At 65.0% G+C, this 6050-nt stretch carries 3 protein-coding genes; all 3 read right to left on the minus strand.

Annotation, left to right across the window (positions count from 1 at the left end; translation table 11 throughout):
* Nucleotides 1-898, minus strand: an 898-nt coding sequence (locus J2X53_RS22230) for a DUF2493 domain-containing protein (RefSeq protein ID WP_349039675.1), incomplete at its 3' end; no start/stop codon positions are given.
* A 362-nt stretch (nt 899-1260) separates the two neighbouring features.
* Complete coding sequence (locus J2X53_RS22235) at nt 1261-2292, minus strand: toprim domain-containing protein (protein ID WP_349039676.1); 1032 nt, start codon at nt 2290-2292, stop codon at nt 1261-1263.
* A gap of 11 nt (nt 2293-2303) precedes the next feature.
* A partial coding sequence (locus tag J2X53_RS22240) for a strawberry notch family protein (protein WP_349039677.1) occupies nt 2304-6050 on the minus strand: 3747 nt, incomplete at its 5' end.

Raw genomic sequence — 6050 nt, forward strand, 5'->3', positions numbered from 1 at the left:
GCTTCTTGGCCTTGTCGGCGAGGTTTTCCTGGATGCCATTGCCCGGGAAGACGAGAACGCCTACGGGGAGCACGTCCAGCATGGCGTCGTTGCGCTTGAAGGGTGCCGCTTTAGCGTGTTTGGTCCAGTCTGGCTTGAAGGCGACCTGCGTGACCTTGCGGGCATCGGCCCATTTGGCGGCGATGAGTTCGGCCCCCTTGGTGCTGCCACCGTGCAAAAGGACCATGTCGGGATACTTGGCCTGAACCTGATCAAGCTTGGCCCAGATCAGACGGTGATCGTTGAAGTCGGTCCCGCCGGTAAGGGCGATCTTGGTGCCTTGGGGGAACATCACTTCGGTTTCAGAGCGGCGCTTGGCGGAGAGGAAGTCGCGGCTGTCGATCAGGGCCGCCGTCAGGTGGCGGTGGTTCACCATCGAGCCAGAGCGTGGTCGCCAGGTCGAACCGGTGTGCAACTCAAAGGCCTCAGCGCTGCGGTCGCGGAAGGCTTCCAGACAATGCCGCCGTTCGACGAGGCTGGTGCCTTCGGCCGTCAGGCGCTCGAGTTCGGTCGATTTCACCTCGGAGCCGTCCTGTTCGCGCTGCAAGCGGTGTTGCGCCACTTCATTGTCGCCGAGCAGGCGTTCCGTGCGGGCGACGGCGCGGTGGAAAAGGTTGACCTGGCCCCAGAGCAACTCTTCGAGGTCGGGTTCCATGCGGGTGTCGCCAAGGGTCGCGACGAGGGAATCGAAGATATCACTGACCGCATCGATGAGACGCTCGGGTTCCGGCATCGGGCGCAGATCGATCTCGTCCTGGAACGCACGGGTGCCGTAGAGCTGAAGCTCCTGAAGCGCTTGAGCCGTCTGGGAAAGGGCGGGGCTGCGGTCGAAATCCTCGCTCTGGAATTGGGTCGTCATGGTCTTTTGCCTCCGGCTGCTCGGGCCCGCGCGACATCCCGCGCGGCCTTCATGGGCTGCGAAAGCTGTCACTGGGGACGCCCCTTCACCCCGCCTTCGGGGCCGGAACGCATGTGGAGGAGGACGGGGGGCGGCTGATTTGTCTCGCGATGCAAAGGCGGGGCTCGTCCCCGCCGGCGGAAATCAGTTGCCCTCCGTCCTTGAAGGGGCGGCCCCTTTGACGGCCGCCTGCCCATCTCTTGAAGGACGTGCGGGTGTCGGGCGGGTTCGACAACCGTGATGAGGGAATAGACGCGACCCGATTCCTCAAGCGATGCTTGACCCCCTGCCCCGCTCCCTGACTGCCTTTGCGCTTTCCGAGATCAAATCGTCAGCCGATGCTGATCCTTGAGGTCGATCTGCTCTGCCAGATGCTGGCGCAGCGCATCAACGCCGTGGGCACGGAGATCATCGTTGAAATCCCCGAGGCGCGACTCGAGGACCCGTACGGCAATCCCGGCCTCACTTGCTCTGGCGGTCAACCTTTCTGCCGCGCGCTGCCCCGCCGGATCGCGGTCGAGGGCGATGTAGAGGCGCTGCAACCCTGCGGGCAGGATGACAGCCCCGAGGTGAGACGACGAGAGCGCCGACCAGACCGGCAAGGAAGGTACAGCCTCGCGCACGGACAGCATGGTCTCGATGCCTTCCCCCAGCACGAGGGTTTGATCTTCGGGGGCGATCCTGACGGCATTGCCGAGGAGGTGACCCATAGCCCGCCGCGGTGTTTCGACTGCCGCCTTGTCCTGTCCGTCAGACGCCAACCAAGTGCGATGCACACCCTGCAAGGCCCCTGCCCCATCGGTGACCGCAGCGATCAGCGCCGGTCTGGGCACAGGCTTGGTCTGACCATCATCCCGATGCCAGCACTTCGGGTGGAAGCGCAGGGTTGCACTCGGCACCGCTTGGGTGATGCCACGGGCGCGCAGGTAGGCTTCTGCCAGAGAGCCAGCCAAAGACACCGAGGCCGCAAACAAGCGCGATGCCGCTGCGGGTGTACCCGAGGGGGATTTTGGGCTGCGCGGGGAATTGGCATTTGGGAGAACCGGCTGCGGACGGCCAAGATGCACCCTGGCCTCGGCCAGAAGATCGGGAAAACGGGTGATGCCCGTGCGTTCGCGAATGATGTCGAGGAGGTCACCGTGTTCGCCTGTTGCGCTGTCGGTGAATTTTCCGGCGGCACCGGCCCCCGAAGTGGGACCAGTCAGCCTGACAAACAGCGAGCGGCCTGGATTGTTCTGCAAATCGCCAACCATCCAGTAAGAGCCTTCCCGCCTCCCGGCGGGAAGATAGTGACGGCAGACGCTTTCGGCATTTTGCGAGAGGTCTCGCAGTATCTCTTCTGTTTCCAATGACATGGCACACACGATTAACAACCTTTGCGTGCATGTAGACCCTGGATGGGAAAACGTGCAAGCAGGTGATCGAGCACTTTCACACCGCCGGAATGCGTCGGACAGAAGAGGCGCAGCTTCCAGCTGATGATCTCCGAGAAAAAGCCATCGGCCTTGAGCCGGTCCTTCTGCGCTTCCATGAATCCGGAAAGCTCGATCCGGTTGACCCCCATGACGCGGGAACGGCGCAACTCCATCCCTTCGGCCAAGCGCACGACGGTGTTGCCCTCCAGAACGAGGGCATGGACCTGCGCGGCCGTCAGCTTTGGCGCATCTTCCGCCAACGTGGTCGCGACCCAAGCGGGCGAGACACGGCGGCCGATGATGCGCTGACCGTCATCGGTCTGCAGCCGGTAGACGCGGGTCTCATCTTGGGGGAGCTGCTTCCAGATCGGCAGCAGCAGCCCCGCCACGATGTGCAGCGTGGACTCGCTGAACTCCGGCACTTCAGCCAGCTCCGCGGTCCAAGCGGCAGTGAAGGCCGCGCGATCAGCCTCCAGCCAATGGGTGTCGTCCATCATCCTGACCGGGACCGTGCTCGCCTCTGTTGGGCGGATCAGGCGCAAGCGCGGCTCGATGGTACCGTCATCCAGCATCAGGCTGGTGGCGGGTACTTGCACTGCCGCACGCCCCGACCGGCTGTTGACCAGAAGGCGTGCCTTGGGGTCGTCGAGCCAGTCGATCGCATCCGCGAGCGAGGTCGGCGTGTTGCGCCGCTTTTCTGCGATGGTCAGAAGCTGGGTTTCGGCACCGGAGCCGGGATGCGTGTAGATCACCCGTGCGTCTGTGACGCGGAAGCTTTCGGCGCGCAGCGTCTCGAGCCCGAGGTCATAAACCCCGGCAGCGATGGCACCCTCGATTCGCTGCGCCAGAAGCTCCTCGAAAGCGGTGAACAGAATGCCCTGCATATGAATCGTCAGCGCCAGCAGACGATTGAGGAAGGTCGTAATGGGGGGCAGGTCGTCTTTCAGCCCGTTGTCATCGGTCAGGCTGAGGCCGGTGGCGTCCTCGAAGGCCCCGAGCGAGCAACCCGCCACATCGCCGCGATAGATCCGGCGGTAAAGCTGGCGCAGCGCATCGCGGGCATAGGGGCTCTCGAGGTTATCCTCGGGCCGGAACAGCCCCTGTCCGCCGGTCTGGCGCTGGCCGCGCGTGATGGCCCCCAGCGTGTCGAGGCGGCGGGCGATGGTGGAGAGGAATCGCTTCTCTGCTTTCACATCGGTGGCCACCGGCCGAAACAGCGGCGGCTGCGCCTGGTTGGTCCGGTTGGTGCGCCCGAGGCCTTGGATGGCCGCATCGGCCTTCCAACCGGGTTCCAGCAGATAATGCACCCGCAGGCGCTGGTTCTTCGCCCCGAGATCGGCGTGATAGCTGCGCCCCGTGCCACCGGCGTCTGAGAAGATCAGGATACGCTTCTGGTCATCCATGAAGGCTGCGGTTTCCGCGAGGTTGGCCGAGCCTGCCCGGCTTTCCACGACCAGCCGGGCCGCGTGCCCCTCGCCTTTGCGCACGATGCGGCGCGAGCGGCCCGTGACCTCGGCCACCACATCCGTGCCGAAACGCTGGACGATCTGGTCCAGCGCGCCGGGCACTGGCGGAAGCGAGGCCAGATGCTCGATCAGCGCGTCGCGCCTGCGGGCAGCTGCGCGGCATTCCACTGGCTGGCCATCGCGGGTGACGGGCCGGGAGGACAGATTGCCCTCGCTGTCGGTGAAGGGCTCGTAGAGCTGCACCGGAAAGGAATGGGCAAGGTAGTCCATGACGTATTCCCGCGGGGTGATGTCGACGCGGATGTCGTTCCACTCCTCGGTCGGGATCTCCGACAGGCGCCTTTCCATCAGCGCCTCACCGGTCGAGACAATCTGGATGACGGCTGCGTGGCCTGCGGCGAGATCGGCATCGATGGCGGCGATCAAGGTGGGGGTTTTCATCGAGGTGAGCAGATGGCCGAAGAAGCGCTGCTTGGCGGACTCGAAAGCAGACCGCGCAGCGGACTTGGCCTGCCGGTTCAGTGTGCCGTTCTCACCGGTGATGTTTGCCGCTTCCATCGCGGCGGCGAGGTTGTTGTGGATGATGGCGAAGGCCCCGGCATAGGCATCGTAGATGCCGCGCTGCTCGGGGGTCAGGGCATGCTCGAGCATCTCGTATTCGACGCCGTCATAGGAGAGTGAGCGCGCGGTGTAGAGACCAAGCGACCGCAGGTCGCGCGCGAGCACTTCCATGGCCGCCACGCCGCCCGCCTCAATGGCCTCGACGAATTCCGCCCGGGTGGCGAACGGAAAGTCCTCGCCGCCCCAAAGGCCGAGGCGCTGCGCATAGGCGAGGTTATGGACCGAGGTCGCGCCCGTGGCCGAAACATACACGACGCGCGCATTGGGCAACTTGTGCTGCAGGCGCAGGCCCGCCCTGCCCTGCTGCGAAGCCTCGGTGTCACCGCGCTCGCCCTTGGACCCTGCGGCATTCGCCATGGCATGGCTTTCGTCAAACAGGATCACCCCGTCGAAATCCGCCCCGAGCCAGTCGACGATCTGATCGACGCGGGATTTCTTGGCACCGCGTTCTTCAGAGCGCAGCGTCGCGTAGGTGGTGAAGAGGATGCCCTCGGTCAGCGGGATGTCGCGGCCCTGGGCGAAGCGCGAGAGCGGCGTCACCAGAAGCCGCTCCTGGCCAAGGGCCGACCAGTCGCGCTGTGCATCCTCCAGAAGCTTGTCACTTTTCGAGATCCAGAGTGCCTTGCGCCGTCCCTGTGCCCAGTTGTCGAGCAGGATCCCGGCCGACTGGCGGCCCTTGCCCGCGCCGGTGCCATCGCCAAGGAAGAAGCCACGACGGAAGCGGATGGCGTCCACGGCATCGTCGGGCGCGGCCGAGACCATGTCACCGGTTTCATCGACAGTCCACGAGCCGGCAAGTTGCGCAGAATGCGCTTCGCCCGCGTAGATCACGGTCTCAAGCTGCGCGTCGGATAACAGGCCGTCGCGCAGCACGGCGGCGGGGAGTTTCGGGCGGTAGGAAGGTTTCGGGGGCGCGACCGAGGCCATCGCCGCCGATTGCACGAGCTTGGTCGGGTGCGGGGCCGCCCCGGGAATGTCGATCGCCTGCAGGCGGAAGGTCTCGTAGATCGCGTCAGAAAGGCGCGCGGTATTGGCTTCCTCAGTCGCATCGCGCTGCGTATAGGCCAGATCTTCAGCCTCGATTTGTGCACTGGATTGGTGGGGCTGGGCCGCAGGGGTCGCGCGCGATGTGCTGATGGCCGTGCCCGTGGTGCGGGAAGGATTTCCCGGGAAGAGCGAAGAACGGATCTGCCCTGCTGGTTCGAGGTGATCCAGATCGAGACGCGGCGGGACCTCAGCGGTGATCCGAGAGAGAAGATGCGCAACGCCCGGGGACATCGGCTGGAGCAGATCAACGGCGACGCCGCTCTGCTCGCCGCCACGGCACTTGTCAAAGACCGAGATCCGTGTCTCGAAGCTGGTGCCATGCTTGGCGAAGGCAGCCCCCGACACCGCGCCAGTAAAGACCAGATGTGCGGTCTCGGTCAGCCGCGTGAAGGTTTCAGCCCAGGCTGGCGCGTCAGGCGCGAAACTGGCACCGGTGATCGCAACCAGACGCCCCCCCGGCGCAAGCCGCACAAGCGCCGAGCGCAAGTGCCGCGCTGTCGCCTCAGACGTCCGACCATCGACATTGGCTACCACCGAGAAGGGCGGGTTCATCAGGATGACGCT

It is taken from the genome of Pseudotabrizicola sp. 4114 (assembly GCF_031457365.1).
GTDB lineage: Bacteria > Pseudomonadota > Alphaproteobacteria > Rhodobacterales > Rhodobacteraceae > Pseudotabrizicola.